Source organism: Helicobacter pylori (assembly GCF_003638305.1).
GTDB lineage: Bacteria > Campylobacterota > Campylobacteria > Campylobacterales > Helicobacteraceae > Helicobacter > Helicobacter pylori_DJ.
On the sequence record NZ_MVYP01000002.1, the window covers coordinates 89976 to 112784 of the forward strand.

Annotated in this window: 19 protein-coding genes; 6 read left to right on the forward strand and 13 right to left on the reverse strand. The window is 40.4% G+C overall.

The genetic code is table 11. From position 1 onward, the window contains the following. Positions 1 to 81 precede the first annotated feature (81 nt). Together EAL04_RS01400 and thrC are read right to left on the reverse strand one after the other, a co-directional pair. Positions 82 to 795 carry a hypothetical protein gene (locus EAL04_RS01400; protein WP_120972765.1) on the reverse strand — a complete coding sequence of 238 codons (714 nt, stop codon included), beginning with the start codon at positions 793 to 795 and terminating at the stop codon, positions 82 to 84. Positions 796 to 901: 106 nt separating this feature from the next. After that, the gene (thrC, locus tag EAL04_RS01405; RefSeq protein WP_120972767.1) at positions 902 to 2362 is read right to left on the reverse strand and encodes a threonine synthase; all 1461 of its coding nucleotides are present in this window, start codon (positions 2360 to 2362) and stop codon (positions 902 to 904) included. Positions 2363 to 2566: 204 nt separating this feature from the next. Between thrC and tlpA the strand changes: the two genes are divergently transcribed. The 3 genes from tlpA to EAL04_RS01420 all read left to right on the forward strand — a co-directional run bounded on the left by tlpA (position 2567) and on the right by EAL04_RS01420 (position 6675). Next, entirely contained in the window at positions 2567 to 4594 is a 2028-nt protein-coding gene (gene tlpA, locus EAL04_RS01410) for a methyl-accepting chemotaxis protein TlpA (RefSeq protein WP_120972769.1), read from the forward strand. Then, complete coding sequence (locus tag EAL04_RS01415) at positions 4594 to 5700, forward strand: epoxyqueuosine reductase QueH (protein ID WP_120972771.1); 1107 nt, start codon at positions 4594 to 4596, stop codon at positions 5698 to 5700. The genes tlpA and EAL04_RS01415 overlap by 1 nt, the downstream gene beginning before the upstream one ends. A gap of 213 nt (positions 5701 to 5913) precedes the next feature. Beyond that, positions 5914 to 6675, forward strand: a complete 762-nt coding sequence (locus EAL04_RS01420; protein ID WP_120972773.1) for an outer membrane beta-barrel protein — start codon at positions 5914 to 5916, stop codon at positions 6673 to 6675. Here EAL04_RS01420 and EAL04_RS01425 read toward each other — a convergent pair. The 6 genes from EAL04_RS01425 to EAL04_RS01450 all read right to left on the reverse strand — a co-directional run bounded on the left by EAL04_RS01425 (position 6658) and on the right by EAL04_RS01450 (position 13846). After that, entirely contained in the window at positions 6658 to 7437 is a 780-nt protein-coding gene (locus EAL04_RS01425) for a glycosyltransferase family 2 protein (RefSeq protein ID WP_120972775.1), read from the reverse strand. The two genes, EAL04_RS01420 and EAL04_RS01425, sit on opposite strands and share 18 nt — an antisense overlap. Before the next feature lie 30 nt (positions 7438 to 7467). Continuing rightward, a complete protein-coding gene (tlpB, locus tag EAL04_RS01430) occupies positions 7468 to 9165 on the reverse strand; it encodes a methyl-accepting chemotaxis protein TlpB (RefSeq protein ID WP_120972777.1) in 1698 nt (565 codons plus the stop codon). 214 nt (positions 9166 to 9379) lie between these two features. Then, entirely contained in the window at positions 9380 to 11125 is a 1746-nt protein-coding gene (locus tag EAL04_RS01435) for a bifunctional metallophosphatase/5'-nucleotidase (protein ID WP_120972779.1), read from the reverse strand. 141 nt (positions 11126 to 11266) lie between these two features. Next, positions 11267 to 11725: an S-ribosylhomocysteine lyase gene (locus EAL04_RS01440; protein ID WP_000783570.1), complete on the reverse strand. Its 459-nt coding sequence runs from the start codon at positions 11723 to 11725 to the stop codon at positions 11267 to 11269. Positions 11726 to 11762: 37 nt separating this feature from the next. Further along, complete coding sequence (locus EAL04_RS01445; RefSeq protein WP_120972781.1) at positions 11763 to 12905, reverse strand: cystathionine gamma-synthase; 1143 nt, start codon at positions 12903 to 12905, stop codon at positions 11763 to 11765. A 23-nt stretch (positions 12906 to 12928) separates the two neighbouring features. Beyond that, complete coding sequence (locus EAL04_RS01450) at positions 12929 to 13846, reverse strand: O-acetylserine-dependent cystathionine beta-synthase (RefSeq protein WP_162982445.1); 918 nt, start codon at positions 13844 to 13846, stop codon at positions 12929 to 12931. Between the two features lie 120 nt (positions 13847 to 13966). Between EAL04_RS01450 and EAL04_RS01455 the strand changes: the two genes are divergently transcribed. Next, entirely contained in the window at positions 13967 to 14557 is a 591-nt protein-coding gene (locus EAL04_RS01455; RefSeq protein WP_120972783.1) for a hypothetical protein, read from the forward strand. 254 nt (positions 14558 to 14811) lie between these two features. Here the strand turns inward: EAL04_RS01455 and dnaK are convergent, their stop codons facing one another. The 3 genes from dnaK to EAL04_RS01470 are packed head-to-tail and all read right to left on the reverse strand — an operon-like array spanning position 14812 to position 18107. After that, on the reverse strand, positions 14812 to 16674 hold the full coding sequence (gene dnaK / locus EAL04_RS01460; RefSeq protein WP_120913351.1) for a molecular chaperone DnaK: 1863 nt from the start codon (positions 16672 to 16674) through the stop codon (positions 14812 to 14814). 30 nt (positions 16675 to 16704) lie between these two features. Next, on the reverse strand, positions 16705 to 17277 hold the full coding sequence (grpE, locus tag EAL04_RS01465) for a nucleotide exchange factor GrpE (protein WP_120972785.1): 573 nt from the start codon (positions 17275 to 17277) through the stop codon (positions 16705 to 16707). Next, on the reverse strand, positions 17277 to 18107 hold the full coding sequence (locus EAL04_RS01470; protein ID WP_120972787.1) for an HrcA family transcriptional regulator: 831 nt from the start codon (positions 18105 to 18107) through the stop codon (positions 17277 to 17279). Before EAL04_RS01470 ends, grpE begins: the two co-directional genes overlap by 1 nt. Positions 18108 to 18317: 210 nt before the next feature. On the opposite strand from EAL04_RS01470, the gene EAL04_RS01475 reads away from it, so the two are divergent. Both EAL04_RS01475 and EAL04_RS01480 read left to right on the forward strand, forming a co-directional pair. Next, on the forward strand, positions 18318 to 18956 hold the full coding sequence (locus EAL04_RS01475; protein ID WP_120972789.1) for a class II aldolase and adducin N-terminal domain-containing protein: 639 nt from the start codon (positions 18318 to 18320) through the stop codon (positions 18954 to 18956). Between the two features lie 20 nt (positions 18957 to 18976). Continuing rightward, positions 18977 to 19273, forward strand: coding sequence for a hypothetical protein (locus tag EAL04_RS01480; protein ID WP_120972791.1), 297 nt, complete (start codon positions 18977 to 18979; stop codon positions 19271 to 19273). Positions 19274 to 19301: 28 nt separating this feature from the next. Here EAL04_RS01480 and EAL04_RS01485 read toward each other — a convergent pair whose 3' ends face one another. After that, positions 19302 to 21185, reverse strand: coding sequence for a motility associated factor glycosyltransferase family protein (locus tag EAL04_RS01485; protein ID WP_162982446.1), 1884 nt, complete (start codon positions 21183 to 21185; stop codon positions 19302 to 19304). Between the two features lie 60 nt (positions 21186 to 21245). Beyond that, complete coding sequence (locus tag EAL04_RS01490) at positions 21246 to 22790, reverse strand: flagellin B (RefSeq protein WP_000010023.1); 1545 nt, start codon at positions 22788 to 22790, stop codon at positions 21246 to 21248. Positions 22791 to 22809 lie beyond the last annotated feature (19 nt).

Sequence of the window (22809 nt, forward strand, 5' to 3'; positions counted from 1 at the left end):
GTAAGGTTCAATCGTTTTTAACCCAATTAAGAAAAAACCTCTAGGTGGATTGACCCAAAGGCTTTTATTAAATGGGGATGATTACATCTTAGAAATATCAATTTTAAAGGTGTGGATTTCATCTTCTAAAAAGACTTTAACCACCACCACGCCCGGGGTTTTAAGGTTTTTGGTATCCACTACCACAAACCCTCCCTTAGCCTTATTTTCAACGTTAAGGGTGTTGTTTTTAAGATAATTGATCGCTAGGATTTTTAAAGCTTGGCGGCTTTCTTGCATGACTTCTTGCTCTTCCACATCATCCATCATCATCATGCCAAAGCCTGGCCCATACATGCCCATTCCCCCATACATCATGCCGTTATAAGCTAAAAACCCCCCTTGCCCGTAATAAAACATAGGCGGGGTGATCATATTGACATTATCAATAGGGGCGGTCGGCACGGCAATATTAAAACTTTGTAAAATGCCCTCAAAATCAAAACTGGATTTCATCACCTGTCTCAAGCTTAAGACCGGTAAATTCGTTTGGTTGATAGACACTGAAATGGCTTTACGGCTAAACACCACAGGATTTCCCTCTATAACTTGTGCCGCTACATACAGCACTAAGGGGGATTCATTCAAACCTTTCAATTTGCTTTGAGCGATTTCTAACTGGACTTTAGACTTGGCTTGCGTGGAGGTCATCACTTGAATCCCATTATTATAGGAAGTAACATGTTCAGGCGTGATTTTATAGCTCGCACAACCACTTATCAGTAAGGCTATCGCTACTAAAACGATTTTTTTCATTCAAACTCCTTTCATTCAAAGTTTAATCTTCGTTTAGAATTTCCTTATTATAGTGTAGTTTGACTTAAAATTAAGATTTTATTAGGAATAAGGGCTTAAAAAAGATTTAATGTAGGCTTTCTAACCACAAAAGAATAGAAGATTTGATCTCATTGAGTTTTAAAACTTCTTGGTGCTTGATCCCTCTTTCAAATAAATCATCAAGGCGCTGGCTATCCGGGGTATTGTAGCTGTTTTTAAGCGTTTCTAGGGCGGCTTTATCGTTATCGTTTTTCTTTTGCTCATTCAGGGCTAAAAGGGTGGTTTTAGGGAATTTCTCATAAGAGGCGGTGGCAGAAACAAGGGTTTTTTCGTTGGTTTTCAAGCTGGCGTTTAAAGCGGTGGCGGTGTGGGGATCAATCAGGTATTGGTGCTCTGCATAAACTTCTTGGATCGTTTTCAAACAAGCTTCATCTGAGCAACTCGCACAAGAAAAATGCTCTTGTAAAAGGGCTAATTCTTTAGGCTTTAAGGCATAAAATTTCTCTTCTTCTAAAGCTTGCATCAATTCTAGCGTGCGTTCAAACCCATAAAGGCTAAAAAGCACCCTTTCCACATTAGAGCTTTTTAAAATATCCATAGCCGGCGAGAAAGTTTGCTTTAAAGAGCGGTGGGTTAAATCGTAACGCCCTGTCTCTATAAACTCCCTTAAAACATCATTGCTGTTGGTTACCACCTTGATTTTAGCAATATTCAAGCCCATTTTTTTGGCATAAAACGCCCCTAAAGCGTTCCCAAAATTACCGCTAGGTATGGCTAGGGTGATTTTTTCTTTAGAATTGATCGCCCCTTTTTTATACAATTCCAAAAAGCCCCAAATATGATAGACGATTTGAAAAGCGATGCGCCCAAAATTCACGGAATTAGCCACGCTTAATTTTAATTGGCGCGTTTTTAGCGCTTCGTTAAAATCATCGTCTTTTAAAAGGTTTTTGAGCGCGTTTTGCGCATCATCAAAATCCCCACTCACCCCAAACACCTTTAAATTGCTAGCGCTTTGGGTTACCATTTGGAGTTTTTGCACTAAGCTTGTGCCGTCTTTGGGGTATAAACACACCACAAAAACATTAGGCATGCCCGCTAAACCTTCTAAAGTCGCAGGGCCGGTATCGCCGCTTGTGGATACTAACACCAAATACTTTTCGTTTTTCCCCACCGCTAGATTAGAAAACAAGCTCGCTAAAGGCTGTAACGCCATGTCTTTAAACGCCAAACTAGGCCCATGGTAGAGTTCTTGGACAAAAAGCCTTTCATTGAGCGCAAAAATAGGGGCTGGGTTTTTAGGGTTATCAAAATTTTCATAGCGTTTTAAAGCGCTCGCCAGTAAATTTTTAGGGATTTCTAAATTTAAAAGCTCAAACACATGCTCTACTAATTCGCTATAGCTCATGCTCAAACAATCTTGCCATTCTAGCGTTTCAAAATGCTCTAAAGTGTAAAGCCCGCCTTTGGGGGCGTTGGGGTTTAATATTGCTTCAATAAAATCAATCTTTCTTTCTTTCAAAGAGCGCGTGGGGACAAAAGGCATGATTTTTCCTTCTTAATACTTTGGATAATTTTAAGCCGTAGCATACCCTAAAAGAGCGAATGCAACCTTAAAATGATTTTTTAATGAGAATGATCGATCGCTTTTTTTATTCAGTTTAATTTTGGATTTATGCTTATAATACTATAATGCGGTTTAAAATTTTGCCACAAATAGGCAAAAAATTCATCATAGTAAGGTTGTGTTTTGTCTAAAGGTTTGAGCATCGGTAATAAAATCATATTGTGCGTGGCGTTGATTGTGATCGTGTGCGTGAGCATTTTAGGGGTATCCTTAAACAGCAGGGTGAAAGAGATTTTAAAAGAAAGCGCTCTGCATTCAATGCAAGATAGTTTGCATTTCAAGGTTAAGGAAGTGCAAGGGGTTTTGGAAAACACTTATACGAGCATGGGCATTGTCAAAGAAATGCTCCCTAAAGACACCAAAAGAGAAATCAAAATCCAATTATTAAAAAACTTCATTTTAGCCAATTCGCATGTCGCTGGGGTGAGCATGTTTTTTAAAGACAGAGAAGATTTAAGACTGACGCTTTTACGAGATAACGATACGATCAAAGTGATGGAAAACCCGTCATTAGGGAATAACCCTTTAGTGCAAAAAGCGATGAAAAATAGAGAAATTTCTAAAAGCTTGCCTTATTACAGGAAAATGCCTAACGGGGCGGAAGTTTATGGGGTGGATATTCTTTTACCTTTATTGAATGGGAACACTCAAGAGGTTGTAGGGGTTTTGATGATTTTCTTTTCCATTGACAGCTTCAGTAATGAAATCACTAAAAACAGGAGCGATTTATTCTTAATCGGTGTTAAAGGTAAAGTGCTTTTGAGCGCGAATAAAAGCTTGCAAGACAAATCCATCACCGAAATTTATAAGAGCGTGCCTAAAGCCACCAACGAAGTGATGGCAATTTTAGAAAACGGCTCTAAAGCGACTTTAGAATACTTAGATCCCTTTAGCCATAAGGAGAATTTTTTAGCCGTTGAAACCTTTAAAATGCTAGGCAAAACAGAAAGTAAAGACAATCTCAATTGGATGATCGCTTTAATTATTGAAAAAGACAAGGTCTATGAGCAAGTAGGCTCGGTGCGTTTTGTGGTGATCATAGCGAGTGCGATCATGGTGTTAGCCTTGATTATAGCGATCACTCTCTTAATGCGAGCGATCGTGAGCAATCGTTTGGAAGCCGTTTCTAGCACCTTGTCTCATTTCTTTAAATTATTGAACAATCAAGCCCATTCTAGCGATATTAAATTGATTGAAGCGCGATCTAATGACGAATTGGGGCGCATGCAAACAGCCATTAATAAAAATATCTTGCAAACCCAAAAGACCATGCAAGAAGACAAGCAAGCCGTCCAAGACACCATTAAAGTGGTTTCAGATGTGAAAGCAGGGAATTTTGCGGTGCGCATCACGGCTGATCCCGCAAGCCCTGATTTGAAAGAATTGAGGGATGCGCTAAACGGAATCATGGATTATTTGCAAGAAAGCGTAGGGACTCACATGCCAAGCATTTTCAAAATTTTTGAAAGCTATTCTGGTTTGGATTTTAGAGGCCGGATCCAAAACGCTTCGGGTAGGGTGGAATTGGTCACTAACGCTTTAGGGCAAGAAATCCAAAAAATGCTAGAAACTTCGTCTAATTTTGCCAAAGATTTAGCGAACGATAGCGCGAATTTAAAAGAATGCGTGCAAAATTTAGAAAAGGCTTCAAACTCCCAACACAAAAGCTTGATGGAAACTTCCAAAACGATAGAAAATATCACCACTTCCATTCAAGGCGTGAGCTCTCAAAGTGAAGCCATGATTGAGCAAGGGCAAGACATTAAAAGCATTGTGGAAATCATTAGAGACATCGCTGATCAAACGAATTTATTAGCCCTAAACGCTGCTATTGAAGCCGCAAGAGCGGGCGAACATGGCAGAGGCTTTGCGGTGGTGGCTGATGAGGTGAGGAAGCTCGCTGAAAGGACGCAAAAATCCCTCAGCGAGATTGAAGCCAATATCAATATTTTAGTTCAAAGCATTTCAGACACGAGCGAGAGCATTAAAAACCAGGTTAAAGAAGTAGAAGAGATCAACGCTTCTATTGAAGCCTTAAGATCGGTTACTGAGGGCAATCTAAAAATCGCTAGCGATTCGTTAGAAATCAGTCAAGAAATTGACAAAGTCTCTAACGATATTTTAGAAGATGTGAATAAAAAGCAGTTTTAATGCTCATTCATATTTGCTGCTCGGTGGATAACCTCTATTTTTTAAAAAAGGCTAAAGAGGCTTTTGTGGGTGAAAAAATTGTAGGGTTTTTTTATAACCCCAATATCCACCCTTATAGCGAATACTTGTTGCGTTTAGAGGATGTGAAACGCACTTGCGAGATGCTAGAAATTGAATTGCTTGAGGGCGATTATGAATTAGAAAAATTTTTAGATAAAGCTAAGGGTAAGGAATTGTTAGGGGAAAAAAGCGAACGCTGTTTTGAGTGCTTTGATTTACGCTTAGAAGCGAGCGCTTTGAAAGCCTTTGAATTAGGGGAAGAAAGATTCACTACCACCTTACTCACAAGCCCTAAAAAAGACCCTAACCAGCTCATCGCTAAGGGGCAGAGCATCGCACAAAGGCACAATTTGGAATTTGTTGTGTTTAGAAACGATAATTTTGAACATTTTAAGAGCGAGTTGGATTTAAATTTGCAAGCTTTGGCGAGAGAAAATGAGCTTTACAGGCAAAATTATTGCGGTTGCCAATTCGCTTTAAAAATCCAAAAAGAATCCCAAAACAGAAGCCCCTTTGAGCTTTACTCGCCTTTAAAACGCCAGATTTTACCCGCAAGTATTGAAGAAAGAACGCAAGTTTTTAGAGCATTAGAAGCGGCTAAAAAGGACGCTAATAAGCCTTTTTTAGCCCAAAAAACGATCGCAACTTACCGCTTATTGAATGGGGGCGTGTGGCTTTCTAAAAATTCAAACCCCTTGGATTGCTGCATTCTAGCGCGCTCTAAAAGTAAGGCTAAGGTTAGGATCAACGATTTAAGGTGGGTATTTTCTCAGCGTTTAAGCGCTCTAGTGGGTTATAGCCAAAGAGATGAAACCTTGTTTTTAACTTTAGAAGGCCTTAATACCCTTATGGCAAAAAACTACGATAATTTAAAAGAGTTAAACCTTAACCCCTTGAATTATGAAGAAGAGTTATCCTTAAGGGCGTTAGTGAGCGGGAGCGAGAGTATTAATCCTATTATCGTGCTAGAAGAACGCACAGAAAAAACCCTTTTTGTAGAAATTAAAAGCGTTTTTCAAGAAGAAAAGGTGTTTTATTTGCTCTAAGCTGAACTTTAATGGAGCGATAAATTCTCGTAATAAAAAATCATTAAAGTTGGCTTTAGTATCCTACTTGATGAGGACAAAATCTCAATAGATCGTATTTTAAAATATAGCGTTGCGTGTAAGTAGGGGTTATATTTAGTCAAAACATGCAAGTAATTTAAAGTTAATTTAAGATAATTAGGCACAATAGCCGTAAAAAGTTTAAGGCTGTATTTGAAAACTCTATTCAGTGTTTATCTCTTTTTATCGTTGAACCCACTCTTTTTAGAAGCTAAAGAGATCACTTGGTCTCAATTCTTGGAAAATTTTAAAAACAAGAATGAAGACGACAAACCTAAACCCCTAACTATTGATAAAAACAATGAAAAACAGCAAATCCTAGACAAAAACCAGCAAATCCTAAAAAGGGCTTTAGAAAAAAGCCTTAAATTCTTTTTCATTTTTGGATACAACTATTCGCAAGCCACTTTTTCAACTTCCAATCAAAGCTTGACTTTTGTAGCCAATAGCATAGGGTTTAACACCGCTACGGGCTTGGAGCATTTTTTAAGAAACCACCCTAAAGTCGGTTTTAGAATCTTTAGCGTCTATAACTATTTCCATTTTGTTTCGCTCTCTCAGCCTCAAATCCTAATGGTGCAAAATTACGGGGGCGCGTTAGATTTTTCTTGGATTTTTGTAGATAAAAATATTTATCGTTTTAGGAGTTATTTAGGAATCGCTTTAGAGCAAGGGGTGCTATTAGTGGATACGATTAAAACCGGTGCTATCACGACGATTATCCCAAGAACCAAAAAAACCTTTTTTCAAGCTCCTTTGCGTTTTGGTTTTATCGTGGATTTTATCGGCTATTTGTCCTTGCAGTTAGGGATTGAAATGCCTTTAGTGAGGAATGTTTTTTACACCTACAACAACCATCAAGAAAGATTCAAACCACGATTTAACGCTAATCTTTCTTTAATCGTTTCGTTTTAGCCCCCCTTTCCCCCTTTTAAACAAGCCCATGATTTTCCTAGGGTATTTCAAAAGCATGGAAAAAACATTCGCTTGAATGCCGTTTTCTTGGCATGCTCTTATGTTTTCTTTATTCCTTAATAAAAGGCTTTTAAACCCATTTGCGCTAACCCCCCCGGTGCGCATGACGACTAGCACTTCTTTCAAATAAGAAAAGCTTATTTTTTGCACCACAAACAAGCGGATGATCATCTCAAAATCCGCTGAAATCTTATAATCGGTTTTGTATAGCCCATAGCGTTCATGAATGGCTTTTTTGACAAAGAGCGTGGGGTGGGCTGGCACCACGCCATAAAGCAAGGTTTTAGGGTTAAACTCCCCGCTTTCATAATAACGGACCACTTTTTCTAAACGATTGGGTTTGACAAAAACCAGATCCGCATACACGCTATCGCAATTTTTGTTTTCAAACTCATGCACCACTTTTTCTATCACAAACTCATCAGCATAAAAATCATCGCTATTCAATAAAGCGATAATATCCCCACTAGAACGCCTTATGCCCTTATTCATAGCGTCATAAATGCCTTTATCCTTTTCACTCACCACGCAAGCGATTTTGTCTCTGTATTTTTGAATGATTTCTAAAGTGCTATCCGCGCTAGCCCCGTCTATAATAATGTATTCAATGTTTTTATAAGTTTGATGAAGCACGGAAAGAATGGTGTCTTCAATGGTTTTTTCGCTATTAAAACACGCCGTGATCACAGAAACTTTTAACAATCCAACCCTTTTTTGATAAACTCCCCCTAATTAAGTTTTAAATAAATTCACTTGTTTGTCTAAATTCATGGTCGTTCCACTCACATGCGTGGCGATATTTAAAATATCTGAAGAATCCGCTAAAGTTTTAGAAGCCACTTTTTCCACTTCTACAAAATCGCTTACCATAGCTTCAATTTGGCATCCGGATTTGGCGTAATCGTCCATGCTTTGATTACTGTCTGACACGACTGAGCTTAAATTAGAACTCATTTTTTCGTAAGTTTCTTGCACGCTTTTACTCATATCGCTCAAGCGCTCCATTTTTTGCGAATTGAGATTCATTTGCGAGCTCACGGCGTTGATTTCTTGGACAATCACCATGATAGTGGAATTGATTTCGGCTAAAGACTTTTGAGTGCGCCCGGCTAAATTCCTGACTTCATCCGCCACCACCGCAAAGCCTCTGCCATGTTCACCAGCCCTTGCGGCTTCAATAGCAGCATTTAGGGCTAATAAATTCGTTTGATCGGCAATATCATTGATAATATCCAAAATGGATTTGACATCATCAGCGTTACGGCTTAATTGCTCCACTTTACTAGAGAGTTCCTCTTCAGTGTGCGCGCTCTCTATGATTTGAGAAAATAAATCCCCGATCGCATCCTTACTCTCTTTGACAAGCCCTTGCGTTTCAATCAAGCGCTTCCTTAACCCTTGAGATTGTTCTATAGAAGCATTCATCATGCTCGCTACATCCGTGGCTTTATTTTTTACGGAATTTAGGGTGGTTGAGGAATCTTTCATGCTCTTTTGGGTTTCTTGCACGATTTGGACCAATTCATCCATTGAAGTTTTATTGGAAATGGAAATCCCTTTAATCTCTTCCATAATCAAGCGGGCGTTTTCCACAAACAAATTGATTCCACGACCCACTTGCGAAATTTCATCGTTGCGATCACCCACATCAATTTTGGCCCTCAAATCCTTATCCCCATGGCTAAAAGCGTTGGTTTTAAGGACCAGTTCATCAATGCGTTTCACGATCCTCAATTTAGCGTATATGAGCGTCAAAACCACTAACGCTATCGTTGCTGTCAGTATCCAAAGGAATAATTTTGTGGTGTTTTCACTGAAAACCTTACCCACGCCTTCTGTGATCGCTTGATTTTCGGTGTTAATGTCAGTGTAGTAAGAAGTCGCTACGATCACCATTTGAGACACCTCATCATAATGCGAGTAGGCGAATTTTTTCTCCGGCACGCCTCCATCGTATTTAGGCATTTTGTAATAAGTATAGCCTCCCCCTTTTTTAGCCGCTTCCAAATACCCCCTAACATAATACACCCCATCAACGCTCTGAGCGTCAAGCCCTGATTGGCCTACGGTTTTAGGATTGACTGGATCAAACAATACCACCCCATTTTTATCCACCACCACCATATAAATCATGCCCTTATCGTCGTTAATGCGTTTGAAATAATCCAACGCCATTTTTCTTGCAGTAGCATTGTCAAAATTTTTGTAATACCCATGAATGCCTTGTTCAAGAATTTTTGTCATGTAAGCGAGCGTTTTTTCACGCTTTTTGTATTGCCCGGTTTCTAAATGCTCCATGAGTTGCGCTGACACATCTTTTTGCATAACTTTTACAAAACCAATAAAAAGCCCCCCTAAAGAAATAAGCGCAGCTAGCACGACAAACATGATACGAGTCCCTAGCGAAGCAAATACTGAAGCAAACATCATTTATCTCCTATCAATCATTTTTAAGTCAAACCCTAATTTGAGAGTTCAGCTTCTAAATGCCCCCCCCCCCCCCCCCGAAAAATGAGTGGCGCAAAACAAAATTAAAATCCGGTCGTTTGAAAACCGCTAACAAAGTGAAAAACCAACAATCTAGGATTATAGAACACCCTTTTTTAAGTTAGGCTTAAAGAATAAATAATAAAAATAAAAAATCTTATTTAACTTCACTTTCCTTAATGGATTTGACATTCAAAGTCCTCCCGTCTTTTGAAGTGGGGATTTTGATGCTCCCCTCTTTTAATTTTTCTGCCAATCTTTCCAACAACGGATTTTTAAAATCGTAGTGGATGATTTCCCAGTTATGTTCCAGTTCAGGGGTTACTTTTGCGCCTTTTTTTTCAGTGATGTATTTAATAATCAAATCCCGTATTTGCCCGTTATCTTGCAGTTCATCGTAAGAATTATAATACCTATCAGCGTCCGTAACCAGCTTTAAAGTCGTGGATAATGTCCCGAATCGGTAATTGTTGATCGCTAATTTATACACCGCTTTAGGGTCAATGGGTTTGTTATTAATTGTGGGATTAATGATTCTTTGCCCGGCGGGTTTGGTAACATCAACTTGGTATTTCACGCCAGAAAACATATCAAAGTTATAGCCACGAACGTTTTCATTAAAACTGATCGTCAAATCCCCCGGTTGCAACTGGTTGTAAAATTGATATGACCATTCCATGTATTTCAACAGGTTTTCACCCGTGATATGCACCCCAATGAGCGTATTAGCGAACTTGTAAATATAGGCGACATCTTTTCTTTTGAAAGGCCCTTTTTTCAAATTCGCCCCAAAATTGAACAAGGCTGCCGCTGAAACATCGGCTTTTGCGTAATATTTTTGCACTCTATTAATCAATTCTATCACCGGTGTTTCTTGCAAGGCGGCGGTTGGCATCGTGGTGATTTTTTCTTCTCCTGTAATAAAATCAGGCCTGTCAATAAAGGTTTTTGTCACTTCGCCAACCACTTCATTAGCGTATTCTTTTGATTTTTTATCCACATATTCATATTTTTTCGCTAATTCTTCATCTTCTGGAATATCTTTAGTGGGTAAATTTTCAGTCGTTATGGTTTTTTTCTTCGTTTTAGTGTCAAACACCACCACGCCTTTTGCCAGATAAGCCCCATACGCTCCAGGCTCAATGGTATGCACTTTCCCTACTTTGGTGTTATAAACCGCATGCTCATGCCCAGCAAAAATGATGTCAAATTGCGGGAATTTTTTCGCCAGATCCGGTATCCCATCGCCACCTTTTTCATCTTCTCGCCCCAAGTGAAAAGCGCCAATCAAAATATCATACTTCCCTTTTAACTCCTTCAAGGTCTTTTTTAACGCCTCTTCAGCGTCCAAAAACTTCAATCCTGCAAAATGCTCAGGCGTAGAAGCCTCCCAAGTTGGGACATGCGGCACCAAAAACCCCACAACCGCCACCCTCACGCCATCAATTTTTTTAATCATATAAGGCTTCACAAACGGCTTATTGTCTACAATTTTGATAATATTCGCATTCACGACACCGCCATTAAACCCCTTAATATTCTTTTCTAAAAAATCTTTACTGAAATTAAACTCGTGATTCCCAAGCACACGAACATCAAATTTCAAATCGTTTTCGGCTCTAACTAGCGGATGAATTGGCTCATCATTAAACAACTCCGCGCTATTGCCTTGTAACAAATCCCCGCTGTCAATCAAAACCACATTTTTATTCTCAGCCCTTTGCTTTTTGATTAAAGTCGCAATCCTTGTCAAGCCGTTATTGGGTTTTTGCTCCCCCACCGCATAATCATACGAAAAAAGCCGCCCATGAATGTCTGAAGTTTCTAAAAACACTATTTTGACTTCTTTTGCAGATACTGAAAGTGTTAGCGTTAAAAAGATGACCAAAATCCATTTTTTCATTGAAATCCTTCTAATACAAGAGATTCATAACATTAATTTTTACATAATATTAACACCGATACGATGGTTTTTGATTGGCATTTAACGCTTATGGGCAAAATGGGTAAGGGGGTAGGGGAGTAAAATCATTCCCCCCATTCATCAAACCCCCACTTCAGACCATTCAGCGCGTTTGTCTAAAAAAGCGCGTGCTAAATTCTGTGCGCCCTCTAAAGTGTGGTTAGCCGCCCAACCGCATTGCTTTTCATTGCTGGCAGGCACTTCTTTAGCCTTTAACACGTCTTGCATCGTCTTTTCTAAAACCTCTAAAATCTCTGTGTAATTGTCATGGTTTAACACCGTGAGATAAAATCCCGTTTGGCAACCCATAGGCGACCAATCCACGACATAACTGGCATGGTTACGGATAATTTCAGCGACTAAATGCTCTAAAGAATGTAAGCTTGGCATGTCCATGTGATCTTGGTTGGGTTGCTTGAAGCGCACATCGTATTTGACAATCACATCCCCATTAACGCCCTTTTTGCGATCAGCGATACGCACATAAGGGGCTTTGACTTTGGTGTGATCCAAATTGAAACTCTCTACATTCATTTTCATGTTTTTAACTCCTTTATTCATAAATTGTAATGAAACTTTAGCTTATTTTAGCGAACGCTTGCTCTAAATCTTCTAACAAATCCTGTTCATGCTCAATCCCCACAGACAAACGCACCAAGCCATCTCTAATCCCTGCAGCTTCTCGTTGTTCTTTAGGGATACACGCATGGGTCATAAACGCCGGAATCCCAACCAAACTTTCCACCCCGCCCAAACTCTCGCCTAAAATGAATAATTTAAGGCTTTCTACAAAAAGAGCCGCCTCGCTGTCATTTTTGAGGGTGAAAGAGAGCATCCCACTAAAGCCACGCATTTGGGCTTTGGCTAGTTCGTAATTAGGGTGAGTGGGAAGGCCTGGGTAATAAACCCTCTCTACTTTAGGGTGTTTTTCTAAAAACTCAGCCACGCAAAGAGCGTTTTTTTGATGGGCTTCCATGCGTAATCCCAGCGTTTTAATCCCTCTTTGCAACAGCCAGCTGTCTTGAGGGCCCAAAACCCCGCCGATAGCGTTTTGGAAAAAAGCGATCTCTTGGGCTAGTGCTTCATTATTAGTGGTTACAAGACCGGCAACCACATCGCTATGCCCGCCTAAGTATTTTGTGCCGCTATGCACCACAATGTCCGCCCCCAAAAGAAGCGGGTTTTGGCAATAGGGGGTGGCAAAGGTGTTATCCACGATAGTAAGCAAACCATGATCTTTAGCGACACTAGCGCATTGCGCTAAATCCGTGATTTTAAGCAAGGGGTTACTAGGGGTTTCTAAATAAAGGGCTTTGGTGTTGGGCTTGATAGCCTTTTTAATTTGGGATATATCGCTAGTGTCTATGATGGTGCAAGAAAGCCCGTTTTTGACAAGCACTTTATTAAACAAGCGGAAAGTCCCCCCATAGACATCATCGCCCAATAACACATGATCGCCTGATTGCAAGAGGGAAAAAACGGCGTGGATCCCGGCTAAACCAGAGGCAAAAGCAAACCCCTTAACCCCCCCTTCTAAATCAGCGATGAGTTCTTCTAAAGCAAAGCGCGTGGGGTTGCCTGAGCGAGAGTATTCATAGCCCTTATGGCGGCCTATGGCGTCTTGGCGGTAGGTGGAAGTTTGATAAATAGGCACGCTCACTGCCCCTGTTACTGCGTCCTCGCTAATGCCCCCATGGATTAATTTGGTTTGCATGCGCATGGTTTTTCCTTTTTATTGAATCTTTATGAATAAATACCTTTAGAAAGATAACGATCGGCAACATCCGGGAAAATGGTTAAAACCTGGCTGCCTTCGGGGAGGCGTTGCACTTCTTTCAAGGCTGCCGCAAAAGCTGCCCCGCTAGAGCTCCCCACTAATAAGCCGTTTTTCTTGGCCAATTTCCTGGTATAGTTAAAACCCTCTTCATCTGAGATCGTTTCAAAGCCATCAATATCCAAGTTTGCGAAAAAAGGGGGGATAAACTCCACGCCAATGCCCTCAATCTCATGAGGCCCAGGCTCTCCCCCATTCAAAATAGAACCCTCCGGCTCCACCCCAATCAAGCGGATATTAGGGATGCGCTCTTTCAAATACCTGGCTGTGCCTGCAAAAGTGCCTCCACTCCCTATCCCGGCTACAAAGCTCGTAAGGTTTGTGCCTAATTCTTGGACAATCTCAGGGGCTAGGGTGTGGTAGTAAGCGTTAGGGTTGTCAGGGTTTTCAAATTGCAAGGGCAAATAGCTATCAGGGATACTTTCGGCTAGCTCTTTACTTTTTTTAATGGCGCCAGAAATCCCCTCGCTAGTAGGCGTGTTGATCACTAAAGCCCCCAAAGCTCTCATGATTTGCTGTTTTTCTGTGCTGAATTTTTCCGGGACAACAAAGATGGTTTTGAGATGGTGTTTGATTGCCACTAAGGCTAGAGCGATGCCGGTATTGCCTGCAGTAGGCTCAATAATGGTCGTTGTGGAAGTGATTTTGTGCGTTCTAAACGCTTCCTTTATGAGGTATTGGCCTAAGCGGTCTTTAACGCTCCCTCCTGGGTTTAGATGCTCTAGTTTGGCGTAAATAGCGGACTTTAATGGAATGGGGTAATCCTTTCTGGTGAATTTAAAAACGGGGGTGCGGCCTATGGCGTCTTGCATTGCGGTAAGGATCATTATTCCTCCTAATAATAAAAATAACAATAACTCAATTTTAGCGATTATGCCTAAACTCATTAAATGGAGTAAAATTAAGGATAAAATTTGAGCTTATTAAGATCGATCAAGGAGCTTTCAATGAAAACGATAGAATGGAATGAAGAGCAAAGAAAAGCGTTTCAAGACTTGTTAAGAGAGTTTGTAGAGCTAATAGACGCTAAAGCACAAGAGAAAAAGCAAACAGGCAAAACCCCAACGGCACCAGAGCGGGCTTCATGCCAAAACGGGCTGAACGAGTTTTTAGCGCCATGGGGTTATGCGTGCAAAATCAGTCTTGGCTCTGGGAATTTATCCCATGAGCCATCCATCGCCTTTTGCCGTCAGGATATTTTAGGGGAAGAGTTTGTCAATGGTAAAAAACCAACCCCAAAAAAAGGTTTTTATATTTGGTTTGCTTACTATTGGTGCGAGCACTATCGCGAGCACGAGAATGTAAAAAAGTTTGATCTTTGCATAGGTCGATCCAGAGAGAAAGATGGGGAAAAAGAGTGTCAAAAATGCCTAGCGTATGATAAGATCATTATTGAAAACGCATGCTATCAAAAGCTCTATGACGATTTAGAATCCGATCTTGAAAGCATTACAGACTATTTTTTACACCTTATTAATGAATTTAATCAAATCCCTACTGCGCATTTTGAATTAGAGCCATCTAGCGCGAGCCATTAAGAAATAACTTGATGAAACAACCCCATACCAAAAAAGAACTCTCTCATAAGGGATTTTCCTAAAATCCCACCAACGCTTTTTAAAATAAACCTTGAAAAGCTATCGCTTGATTACAATCAAGCTTTGATATTTGGATTAAAAAAAACGCTTTGAGTGTTTTTTAGACTTTGCAATCGGTATCCCATTGATGCAAATAAAAAAGCAAGCGGGTTTTGATTAAAACCGCTCGCTTGAAAGAAGTTTTAAAAGCGTTTTTACTCCACTTCCGCATCAATCACATCATCGTCTTTTTTCTTGGGTTGCTCAGCGTTGTTTTTATTCGCCATGGCTTCGCCTAATTTTTGAGCCGCTTGCGCTAATAATTTCGTTTTGTCTTCAAGCTCCGCTTTAGTAGCGTTATCGTTTTTGATGCAATCTTTAAGAGCGTTAATGGCGTTTTGGATCTCGTTAGCGTCGTTTTCATTCAAGTTCGTTTTATGCTCATCAAGGCTCTTTTGGGTCTGGTGTGCCAAACTATCGGCATGGTTTCTCGCTTCAATCACTTCTTTTTTCCTAGCGTCTTCTTCTTTGTGTAATTCAGCGTCTTTCACCATTTTTTCAATCTCGCTATCAGACAACCCGCTAGAACCAGAAATTTTAATCTCTTGGCTTTTGCCGGTATTTTTATCTTGCGCTGACACGGTTAAAATCCCATTAGCGTCAATATCAAAGGTTACTTCAATTTGCGGCACGCCTCTTGGAGCGGGAGCGATGCCTTGCAAATCAAATTTACCCAAAGATTTATTATCCCTTGCCAATTCCCTCTCACCTTGTAAAACCATAATAGACACAGCAGGCTGGTTGTCTTCAGCGGTTGAGAACACTTGAGATTTTTTCGCAGGAATAGTCGTGCCTCTATCAATCACTTTAGTCATCACGCCTCCTAAAGTTTCAATCCCAAGACTTAAAGGCGTAACGTCTAATAAAAGCACATCTTTCACATCGCCTTTTAACACGCCCCCTTGAATGCTCGCTCCCACCGCCACGACCTCATCAGGATTGACGCTTTTATTCAACTCTTTGTTGATAAACGCTTTCACCCTTTCTTGGACTTTAGGGATACGAGTAGAGCCACCCACCATCACCACTTCTGAAATCTCATTTTTGGTTAGCCCCGCGTCTTTGATCACGCTTTCAATTTTAGAAATCGTTTCTTCCATGAGATCTTCTGTCAAGCTTTCAAATTTAGCCCTAGTGAGTTTTTTAACCAAGTGTTTAGGCCCGGTAGCGTCTGCGGTGATAAAGGGTAAATTGATTTCAGTCTCCATCGCAGAGCTCAATTCTTTTTTAGCGTTTTCAGCCGCTTCTTTCAGGCGTTGCAACGCCATCACGTCGTTTTTAATCTCAATGCCCGTTTCGCTTTTAAACTCAGCCGCTAAAAAATCAATCACACGATTGTCAAAATCATCGCCTCCTAAGAACGCATCGCCCCCTGTGGCTAAAACTTCCACGACATTATCGCCTGTTTCTAACACGGTAACGTCAAAAGTCCCCCCACCCAAATCATAAACCATGATTTTTTCGCTCTCTTTTTTATCCAAGCCATAAGCTAACGCCGCGCTAGTAGGCTCATTAATAATCCTTAAAACGTTAAGCCCTGCAATCGTGCCGGCTTCTTTAGTCGCTTTTCGTTGGCTGTCGTTAAAATAAGCAGGAACGGTGATCACCGCTTCCGTAACGCTCTCGCCTAAATAGCTCTCAGCGTCTTCTTTGAGCTTCATTAAAATTTTGGCTGAAATTTCTTGAGGGGTATAAACTTTACCCGAAATTTCAATCGCGCAAGCCCCATTCCTATCCACAATCTTATAAGGCAAGCGTTTTTCAGCTTCTTTAGCCTTATCTTCATTAAACATCAAGCCCATGATTCTTTTAATAGAATAAATGGTCTTTTCTGGGTTGGTTACCGCTTGTCTTTTGGCGCTCTCGCCCACTAAAATCTCGCCCTTATCTGTAAAAGCCACAATAGAAGGAGTGGTGTTTTTACCCTCTTTGTTCGCAATAATCTTTGCTTCATTACCTTCATAAACCGCCATTGCGGAGTTGGTTGTCCCTAAATCAATTCCAATAACTTTTCCCATGCGTTATCCTTTCTTATTAAAATAAATGTTTTAATCGTTTTTAGCAATGCTCACCATTGCCGGCCTCAAAACCCTACCCTTATACTTGTAACCCTGTTGCAAAACCTGCACGATTTTCCCGTTTTCTTTTTCTTCGCTTTTGACTTGCATGATCGCATTGTGGAAGTTGGGATCAAATTCTTCTAAGCATTCAATCCCCTCAATGCCATGCCTTGCCAAAACTTCATGCAGCTTTTCCATCGTAAGCTCCAAGCCTTTGGTTAAAGCGCTCTCTTTATCCGCTTCTACAGCACTCTTGTAAGCCCCAAGAAGCGCATCAATCACCGGCAATAGATCCAATGCGATTTTTTCATACGCATATTCTAACGCCATGCTCTTGTCTCTTTCTAAGCGCTTTTTCACGTTTTCAAAATCCGCATGCACTCTCAAGTATTTTTCGTGCATTTCTTTATATTTAAGCTCAAAATCTTCCTTGATCTCGCCTTCTTTTTCGCTCGCTTCTTGTTTTTCTTCATCTTGTTGTTCTTTGCAAGCGCAAGCGTTTTGATAAGACTCCGGCTCTTTTTGGCTTAAATCGTGTTCTTGGTTGTGTTCATCTTTCATTATTCCTCCTCAGAAATCGTTTGAAAAAACCCTTCATAGTCGCATTCTAGTTTCCCCACGCAAAGCAGTTGCATCCGCTTGTTTTGAAATTCTATAGGGCGTGTTACTAGCATGCAATCAGGCTCTATAAAATGCAACCCCTTACTCAAACGCTCCAAAACCTTACCCTCTAAAATGTCAAAAAATAAAGGGCTGTTTAAAAGCGTTTTTAACCCCATTAGATTAAAGCGCGCAATTTGTGTGTTGGAATACTCCAAACGCTCTAATTGCTTGGCCAAACTCAACGCATTGACAGAAGCAGCGATGGAGCGCACTTCCTTAACGCTTCTACCCACAAGCTCTAATAAAAATTTCTCCATTTTAACGCTGTAACCCACCGCACAAGAAAACGCTAAAAAATCCAAAATCAAAAAGCGTTTTTCGCATTCAATGACTCTTTCCAAACGCTCCAAACTGGGTTTTTTTAACAGCGTAAAAAGCCCAAAATTTTCACTCGCGCTTTTTAAGCGTTTTTCATTCACCTTTAAAACTTCAAAGCGCAACGACTTGTGCCAATAGTTTTCAAACGCCTTAAAAGTGGGCAATCTAGCGCCGCTAGAATGGGCTTGATAAAGCATGCCCTCTTTAGAAAGGATTTGAAAATAATTCCTGATCGTCGCGCAAGATATTTTCAAGTTTGCCAACTCTTTCAAGCGTTTAGAGCTAATGGGTTCTAAAATCTGCAGATAGGTTTTAACAAACGCATCTAACAAACTCTCTTTTTTATTCAAATTAGAACCTACTTTAATTCTTCTTAACATCATTATTTGAAAAATCTCGTCAATCACCATTCTTGATGAAAGAACCCTCGCATTATAGCGCAAAAAGTTAATAATCTATCACTTGTTTTAAAAAAGTGATAAAAATTACCCGATTTTTCTTTAAACTTTAGTCTGTATAACTAAATTTATTTACTATCATTAAATTAGGATTTTTTATAGAGTTGATTTAATTTAGATCTGTTAGGCAACTAATACCTTTTATTAAAAAAACTTGTTATCATGATAAACATGAACACACACACAAGAAGCATTGACAGCAATCTGATTCATTCGCTCCAAAGCATTTCATTATCCATGTTTAGAAAGGGTTTTTTTGGGCTTTATCAAGGCTCCATTTCGGCGCGCATTGGCACTAACCAATTTGTGATCAATAAAAGAAACGCTGTTTTTGATCAATTGAATGAAAACACCTTACTGGTCTTGCATGACAAGATAGATTACCGCTGGAAAGAAGCGAGCCTGGATTCGCCCATTCATGCGGGCGTGTATCGGGAGTTTTTGGATGCTAAATTCATCGCTTACGCGCGCCCTCCTTATAGTTTGGCGTATTCCTTGCGCCACAACCGATTGCTCCCTAGGGATTATTTAGGGTATCGTTCTTTGGGCGAAGAAATTGCCATTTTTAACCCCAAAGATTATGACAGCTGGCAAGAAAGAGCGGATACAGAAATTTTACGCCAATTACAAGAGAGCAAAAAATATTTTGTTTTCATTAAGGGGTGTGGGATTTTTGCCTACCACAGAGAGCTTTCTAAACTCATGGAAGTTTTTGATTTGATTGAAAACTCATGCAAGGTTTTACGATTGGGCGATTTAATGGATTATTGCTATAATGATGATCCACGATTGAGCGTGTAAAAAGCTAAAAAGGATAAAACATGACCATCAACACCCATTACACCCCTAATTTCACACAGCTCCAAACCTTGAACAATATCAATAATGACGCAACCATAAAGGATAGGAATCAAGCAGAGCAGGATTTACAACAAAGCAGTATTCAAGATGGTTTCAGCCAAAATAATGCGCCAAACGCCCCTGATTTTGACCGGTTACAAGCTTTAAACGCTATCAATAACGACGGCGAGATTAAAGATAAATCCCAAGTTGAAAAAAGCCTTGCTGATGGCGAAAATACCCCTAAAATTTATTCCAGCCTAGACACATACGCTTAAAGACACATACGCTTAAAAAAAGGGGTTTTTACCATTCTTTCAAAGCCATTTTGATCGCTTCTATCACGCAATCCATCCCACCCGCTAAACTAAAAAGCCAGTATTTGTGCGCGTAAATGTATTCTAATTGCTTAGCCCTTAATTCGTCTTCATTACTCGTTTTTTTACACACGATTTCAGCGATATGCAATTCCTGGTGGAAGATGTAAGATTGTATCGCATCCATGAAATACGAATTGAATCGCTTGTCATCAAAAAGCTCTTTAACGTTATCAATTTCAGCGCTCAAATTTTCTAATTCTGTAAAATCCAACTCTTCTAATTTGCTTTCTTCATGAAGCTTTTCCACTTTTTCTAAAAACTCTGCCACCTTTAAAAACGCTTCTTCAACTTGCGTTTTTTTCTCATTGGCGTATTTGATGATCTCTTCGCATTTTTGCCTAGCGATCTTTAAATTTTTAGCCTGTTCTGATTGGGTGGGATAAATAAGATTGATAGGAGGCTTTGGCTTGGATTTATCTATTCTTTCGCACACTTCTTTAAAGGGCATTTCTTTAGTCCCTTTAATCCTAGCCCCCCCTTCAGTAGCGTTAATGACTTCTAATTTATAGGGCGTGTTGAAAATATCTTTTTCAAAAAATTCTAAGAAAAGTTTCCACACTAAAGTGGTTTCTACTTCCCCATTACCCCCGTATTTTTCTATAAAAATCTTATCTTTATCTTTTTTAGGCTTGATCTCTTTATCGCCATAAATCGCCCCACTAGCATGGCTGTTACCGCTTTGTGAAAAGCTCAAATCTTGCCCAATAAACACGCATCTTTTGAAACGAGAATGCACCACTAATTCATACGCCATGTTCGCTGCGCTCATGCCTATGCCCACATAGCCATACTGGTGCAAATCAAAAAGGTTGGTATAACCAAAGGGGCGGAAACTGAATTGCTTAACCCCCTTTTTAACCGCTTGAATCAATCGTTTATGCACAATGGAAGTCAAAGCAAAGATAACGCCTTCTTGAAAATCTAAGGGGGTTTCTTCATAGAATTTCGCCGTTAAATCCACCCTTTCTAAAGACAACACAATATCAGGCTTGATACCGGCTCTGGCTAAAATAGGGAAAGAAGCGTCTATGCAAAAAAGCGTCGCATAAGGAGCGATTTCTTTTAAAAGGGGGAGTTGTTTGTTCAAACTGGGCCCGGTTGAAACAATAATGGCGGTGTCTCTGTTTTTTAAAGCGTTCACAAAATCCACTAAACTAGGGCTTTTGATGACTTCAGGCAAATTAGCGGCATGCTGTTTGATGCCTATGAGCGCGTCTTTAGCGTCATTGCCTACGCTAATAGCGCCATGCTCTAAAGCGCGCGTGAAATGCTGGTTGATTTCTATCATTTGGTTGGAATATCGTTCATAATAAGCGTTAAAAAGTTTTAAATCATACATTCTTGCGTATAAACGAGACTTTTTATCCATATCAAACAATGAAGCGATCATGTTGTAATTGCAAAAACTTGCATGCAATACAATCAAACGATTTTCTAAAATCTCCGTGGAAAAATCCAAAAGATTCAGCACGATGAAAATAATTTCTATTTCAGGCTCAATGACCACCAAGCGTTTTAAATTGCCATTGCCTAAAAGCAAGCGATAAAACACCCCATTACCCAAGCCAAAATAATACAAATAAGGATAAAGCATGTAAATTTCGCTATTTTTGTATAGCTCTAAGCTTGAATCTAGCGGGCTTTTTTCAAATAAGGGCGTGTTTGTTTCTTTATCTAAGAGGTTGAAATTCGCGCTATCATTCCCTAAAAACACTTCGTATTTTTTGTTTTCTTTAATGGCTTTGAGCTTTGCGAACAAAAGAGGGTCTTTTTTGAAAAGAGCTTGTAAGTTTTTTTGATAAATATCCATCATTTTAACTTATAAAAATAACTTATAAAAAGGGCTAACGCCCCCTTAAATCAAGGGCTGTTATTGTAAAAGCCTTAAGACATTTTGTTGCACCGCATTCGCTTGCGCCATAGCGAAACTCCCACTTTGCGCCAAAATATTGTATTTAGAAAAGTTCGCGCTCTCTTCAGCAAAATCCACGTCTCTGATTTGAGATTCAGCCGCTTTGACATTCACTTGGGTTACAGAAATATTGTTAATGGTGGTAACCAATTCCATTTGCACCGAACCCATATCAGAGCGGATCTTGTCTAATTGCGTGCGCGCTGAATCTGCCATATCCATCACAATCATCGCCCCTTTAAGGCTTGTTACTCCGGCTCCTATACCTTGAGAATTGGTCTCCGCTTGTGCGCCATTAGCGTTCGCCCCGGCTGCTGAAGCCACATTCGCATCAAAAATACCCCTAACCGCTCTCAAATTCACGGTGTATTCTGCCACCCCTTGAGCGGAATGAAAGCCCACATGGCTAAAATTCACACCGCTCACGATGATGTCTCTAGCGTCAGTTCTCGTCAAGGTTAAGCGCCCAATAACCGCATGCTGTGTCCCAGAAATCCCCGCAAAATTCCCTCCCCCAAAAACCTGACCGCTCGCGCTCGCTGCATGCACTGAAATCGCGCGCCCGTCAATGGAGTGCAAATTAATGCGCCCTTGAATATCCATGCTCGCTTCCACGCCGGTCCTGTCTTTGACGGAGTTGATCGCATTAGTCAATCTGCCATCAGCGTCGTTTTTATGCACATCATTCACGGTTCCAATTTCTACGCCATTAATGGTAAGCTCTCTCACGGTTCCTGATTGCACGGGAGTGCCGCCGGTGGCCATGACATTATAAGACGCCCTAACGCCTAAGGTGTTAGAAAAACGATTGATGATTTCGCTTAACGCTCCAATCCCTGTGCCTGCACTTGTGGAAATGCGCACGGTTTCAATCTTATAATCATTCACGCCATTGACTTGTTTGAAATTCAAACCCACTTCAGTCAAGTTTTGCGCCGCCGCGCTAGCGAGCATGCCTTCACCGCTAAAAGAAGAGGTTTCCATGCGCACATGCCCGATCTTATCTGAGCTCGTTGAGCCAATAGACGCCTTAACCGTGGTGTTAGAATACGCGCCAATTTGAAATTCTTTGTTAGAAAAACTTCCTGAAAGCATTTGTTGGCCGTTAAAGCTTGTGGTGTTAGCGATATTGTCTAGTTCTTCTAACAACCTTTGAATATCGCTCTGGAGTGCTCTTCGGCTTTCTAAAGTTTGCCCGTCTTGAGCGGCTTGAACGGCTTTGGTTTTAATGGTGTCTAAGATTTTGATTTGCTCATCCATCGCTTTATCAGCGGTTTGAACCATACCAATAGCGTCATTAGCGTTGCGAATCGCCTGGCCTAAATTCGCGCTTTGACTCCTTAAGCTATCAGCGATCGCCATCCCACTAGAATCGTCAGCGGCTTTATTGATCCTAAGCCCTGAGCTTAACTTTTCAAGCGAGCTTGAAAGGTCTCTGTTGTTTTGAACCCCTACCGCATGAGAAGTTAAAGCGGCGATATTGGTATTTATCCTAAAACTCATGTTTGCATCCTTTGCATAG

Excerpts from the sequence above, each read along its gene's own strand:
- EAL04_RS01400 (WP_120972765.1), bottom strand. The coding sequence starts at position 795 with ATGAAAAAAATCGTTTTAGTAGCGATAGCCTTACTGATAAGTGGTTGT.
- thrC (WP_120972767.1), bottom strand. The coding sequence starts at position 2,362 with ATGCCTTTTGTCCCCACGCGCTCTTTGAAAGAAAGAAAGATTGATTTT.
- EAL04_RS01415 (WP_120972771.1), top strand. The coding sequence starts at position 4,594 with ATGCTCATTCATATTTGCTGCTCGGTGGATAACCTCTATTTTTTAAAA.
- tlpB (WP_120972777.1), bottom strand. The coding sequence starts at position 9,165 with ATGATGTTTGCTTCAGTATTTGCTTCGCTAGGGACTCGTATCATGTTT.
- EAL04_RS01435 (WP_120972779.1), bottom strand. The coding sequence starts at position 11,125 with ATGAAAAAATGGATTTTGGTCATCTTTTTAACGCTAACACTTTCAGTA.
- EAL04_RS01440 (WP_000783570.1), bottom strand. The coding sequence starts at position 11,725 with ATGAAAATGAATGTAGAGAGTTTCAATTTGGATCACACCAAAGTCAAA.
- EAL04_RS01445 (WP_120972781.1), bottom strand. The coding sequence starts at position 12,905 with ATGCGCATGCAAACCAAATTAATCCATGGGGGCATTAGCGAGGACGCA.
- EAL04_RS01450 (WP_162982445.1), bottom strand. The coding sequence starts at position 13,846 with ATGATCCTTACCGCAATGCAAGACGCCATAGGCCGCACCCCCGTTTTT.
- EAL04_RS01455 (WP_120972783.1), top strand. The coding sequence starts at position 13,967 with ATGAAAACGATAGAATGGAATGAAGAGCAAAGAAAAGCGTTTCAAGAC.
- dnaK (WP_120913351.1), bottom strand. The coding sequence starts at position 16,674 with ATGGGAAAAGTTATTGGAATTGATTTAGGGACAACCAACTCCGCAATG.
- grpE (WP_120972785.1), bottom strand. The coding sequence starts at position 17,277 with ATGAAAGATGAACACAACCAAGAACACGATTTAAGCCAAAAAGAGCCG.
- EAL04_RS01470 (WP_120972787.1), bottom strand. The coding sequence starts at position 18,107 with ATGGTGATTGACGAGATTTTTCAAATAATGATGTTAAGAAGAATTAAA.
- EAL04_RS01475 (WP_120972789.1), top strand. The coding sequence starts at position 18,318 with ATGATAAACATGAACACACACACAAGAAGCATTGACAGCAATCTGATT.
- EAL04_RS01480 (WP_120972791.1), top strand. The coding sequence starts at position 18,977 with ATGACCATCAACACCCATTACACCCCTAATTTCACACAGCTCCAAACC.
- EAL04_RS01485 (WP_162982446.1), bottom strand. The coding sequence starts at position 21,185 with ATGGATATTTATCAAAAAAACTTACAAGCTCTTTTCAAAAAAGACCCT.
- EAL04_RS01490 (WP_000010023.1), bottom strand. The coding sequence starts at position 22,790 with ATGAGTTTTAGGATAAATACCAATATCGCCGCTTTAACTTCTCATGCG.